The sequence below is a fragment of the Micrococcus sp. HG099 genome, from assembly GCF_024723355.1.
In the GTDB taxonomy this organism is placed as follows: Bacteria; Actinomycetota; Actinomycetes; order Actinomycetales; family Micrococcaceae; genus Micrococcus; species Micrococcus endophyticus.
This window is the reverse complement of the sequence record NZ_JANQCJ010000186.1, coordinates 1-3,066: the sequence shown is the minus strand read 5'-3', so window position 1 is coordinate 3,066 and position 3,066 is coordinate 1. Positions and strand designations below refer to the sequence as shown.

Here is a 3,066-nt window from a genome sequence, read left to right as displayed (position 1 = left end):
GCCCGGCCGTCACCGCCGCCGTCGCCCCCGGCGCCCGGTTCGCGCCGAAGCCGGAGCTGGCCAACCCCTCCGGCGCCGTGCACGGCGGCGCCATGACGCTGCGCGCCGTCGTGGCGGCCCAGGCGGCCATGCCGGACCGCGAGCTCTACGACGTCCAGGCCGTCCGCGTGGTGTTCACCCGGCCCGGCCACGGCGAGATGGTCGCCCTGACCCGCGTGCGCCACGCCGGCCGCTCCCTGCGCCTCGTGGACGTGGACCTCGTGCCCGTGGGCGAGGACGGTGCCCCGGTCGCCGAGAAGCCGATGGTCCAGGTGCAGGTCACCTTCCGCGCCGCCCGCTGACCCCGGGCCCCGGGGCCGCCGGCCCCGGACGCGACGGCGCCCCCTGCCCCCGTGCGATCCACGGGAGGCGGGGGGCGCCGTCGTCGGCGGCGGCTCGGGTCAGAGCGCGTCGGCCTTGGGGCGCGGGGCGACGGTGCGCGTCACCTTGCCGCCCACGGCGTCGATGGAGCCGGTGACCGGCACGTCCTCGTGGCCGAGCAGGTCCGTGGGCCGCAGCATGGCGACGCCCACCAGGGCGATGGCCGCGGTCAGGAGGAAGAAGTACATCGGGGAGGCGACGTCGCCGGTCTCGTTGATCAGCCAGCTGGCGATGAACGGGGCAGAGCCGCCGAACACGGCCACCGGGACGTTGTAGCCCAGGGCGATGCCGGTGGAGCGGACGTGCGCCGGCATCAGCTCGGTCATGGTGGCGTAGGGGACGCCGCAGTACAGGCCGGTGGTGATGCCCAGCGCCAGCAGCGAGGGCACGAGCGGCAGGCCGCCGTCCGTCCCGGGGGCGGTGAGGAAGAACCAGACCACGGCTCCGGCCACCAGCACGGCGCCGATCGCCAGCATGGGGCGGCGGTCGCCCATGCGGTCTGAGATCGCGCCGCCGACGGGCATGAAGGCCGCCGCGGCGGCGCCGGTGAGCAGCACGAGCCAGAAGATGGCGCCCGGGGCGAGCTCCAGGATGGTGCGCATGTAGGTGGTCAGGTAGGTCAGCACCAGGTAGAAGGTGGAGCCGAGCAGGGTGATGAGGGCGCCCATCAAGAAGAGCTGGCGCTGGTAGCGCAGGGTCTCGCGCAACGGGGTCTTGGAGGTCTTGCCCTCGGAGTGCAGGCGGCGGAACTCGGGGCTGTCCTCGAGCTTCATGCGGATGAACACGGCGACCACGCCGAGCACGCCGGCGAGGAGGAACGGCAGGCGCCAGCCCCACTCGGCCATGGCCTCGGTGCCGATGATCGCGCCCAGGCCGTTGGCGACGACGCCGCCCAGCAGCAGGCCGGAGGCGGCGGTGACCATGAGGAAGGAGGTGGCGAAGCCGCGGCGGCCCTTGACGGCGTACTCGGCCACGAAGGCGGAGATGGTGGAGACCTCGCCGCCGGCGGAGAAGCCCTGCACCAGGCGCATGAGCACGAGCAGGATCGGGGCGAAGACGCCGATGGTGGCGTAGGTGGGCAGCATGCCGATCACGGCGGTGGCGCCGCACATCAGGCCCAGGACGATCATGAGGGTCTTGCGGCGGCCGATCTTGTCCGCGAGGGGGCCGAAGAACAGGCCGCCGAGCGGTCGGACGAAGAAGCTGAGGGCGAAGACGGCGAAGGCGGCCAGGATGCCGACCATCGGGTTCTCGCTCTTGAAGAAGTTGGCGGCCACGTACACCGCGAGGAAGCCGTAGACGCCGTAGTCGTACCACTCGATGAGGTGGCCGGCGATGGCTCCCACGAACGCCTTGCGGCGCTGGGCGGGGCTGACGTGTGTGTCGGACTCGGCGGGGTGCGCGGTCGGCGCAGCGGAGAACTCGGCCAAGGTGACGCTCCTAGGGTGCGGGGGACACGTCGGCGGGCGGCTTCGACGTGTTGCAGATCACACTAAGGGTCGACTGTTGGACATCAAACAGTTTTTTTCCGCGTTCCATCAGGTGGACACCGGGAGGGGTGGAGTGGACGGCGGGGCGCGCTTCCCCCCGCACGACGGCGCCCCCTCCCGATCCGGGAGGGGGCGCCGTGATGCGGGGCGAGGGACGTGCTCAGCGGCCCACGGTGCCGAACTTCGAGGCCGCCGGGGCCGTGAAGGAGGGCCGCAGCAGGAACCAGGCGGCGGCGGTGACCGCCACGCTGACCAGAAACACCACGAGGCCCCACGCGTCGGCGGCGTCGCCGCGCGAGGTGTACATGTGGTTGAGGTTCTTCAGGGCACCCGTGGAGAACACGAGGAACACGTGCGTCAGGATGAACAGGACGAAGAACAGCATCACCGGGAAGTGCACCTTGCGGGCGGCCTCCATGGGGAACGCCCTGTTCAGGCCCTTCGCCTCCGTGGGGAACCAGGAGGACATGCGCCAGCCGGTGAGCGCGGCGAGCGGGGCGGCCACGAACACCACGAGCGTGTACGAGAGCATCTGCAACGCGTTGTAGTGCACCCAGCCGTTCTCCGTGGGCCAGTCCAGGGACAGGTACTGGATCCCGGCGGAGAGGGCGTGGTGGAACACGTACGGGTCCGTCGGCACGATCCGCGCCCACTGGCCCGTGACGAACAGCAGCACCACGAACACCACGCCGTTGAGCAGCCACAGGGCGTCGAGGGCCTGGTGCGTCCAGATCGTCAGCGAGAACTTCTTCGGGGTGTTGCCGCGCGCGGAGAACGCGCCGTCCTTCTTCGGCGTGAAGTTCGCCGGGGGCCGGGTCTCGTTGCGGATCTGCAGGCCCGTGCGGATGATCAGCACCATCAGGAACATGTTCAGGAAGTGCTGCCAGCCCAGCCACGGCGGCATGCCCACGGGCGTGCCCTCGGCCAGGGCCGGGTGCCCGTCGTAGGCGGCGATGAAGTCCGCCACCGGGTCCAGGGTCCGCAGCCAGCGGGCCGCCAGCACGGCCACCAGCGCCAGCACGACGACGCCGGCCACCAGCGGCAGCGCCTTCCGCAGCCGGGACGGGGCCGGGGCCTCCTCGGCCGCGTCGGTCTTCTTGGTCGCCCGGGCCGGGCGGCCGGAGGCGGCGGCCGGCTCGGCGCGCGGCGGCTGGGC

General features: G+C 72.0%; 3 protein-coding genes. 1 reads left to right on the top strand and 2 read right to left on the bottom strand.

Annotated features, from left to right (window positions below):
* A partial coding sequence (locus tag NWP10_RS11250; RefSeq protein WP_375162492.1) for an acyl-CoA thioesterase domain-containing protein occupies nt 1-341 on the top strand: 341 nt, incomplete at its 5' end.
* A 99-nt stretch (nt 342-440) separates the two neighbouring features.
* Here the strand turns inward: NWP10_RS11250 and NWP10_RS11245 are convergent.
* Both NWP10_RS11245 and NWP10_RS11240 read right to left on the bottom strand, forming a co-directional pair.
* Nucleotides 441-1,850, bottom strand: coding sequence for an MFS transporter (locus tag NWP10_RS11245; protein ID WP_017489426.1), 1,410 nt, complete (start codon nt 1,848-1,850; stop codon nt 441-443).
* A 220-nt stretch (nt 1,851-2,070) separates the two neighbouring features.
* Nucleotides 2,071-3,066: cytochrome b/b6 domain-containing protein (locus NWP10_RS11240; RefSeq protein ID WP_375162491.1), on the bottom strand; the 996-nt coding region annotated here is incomplete at its 5' end.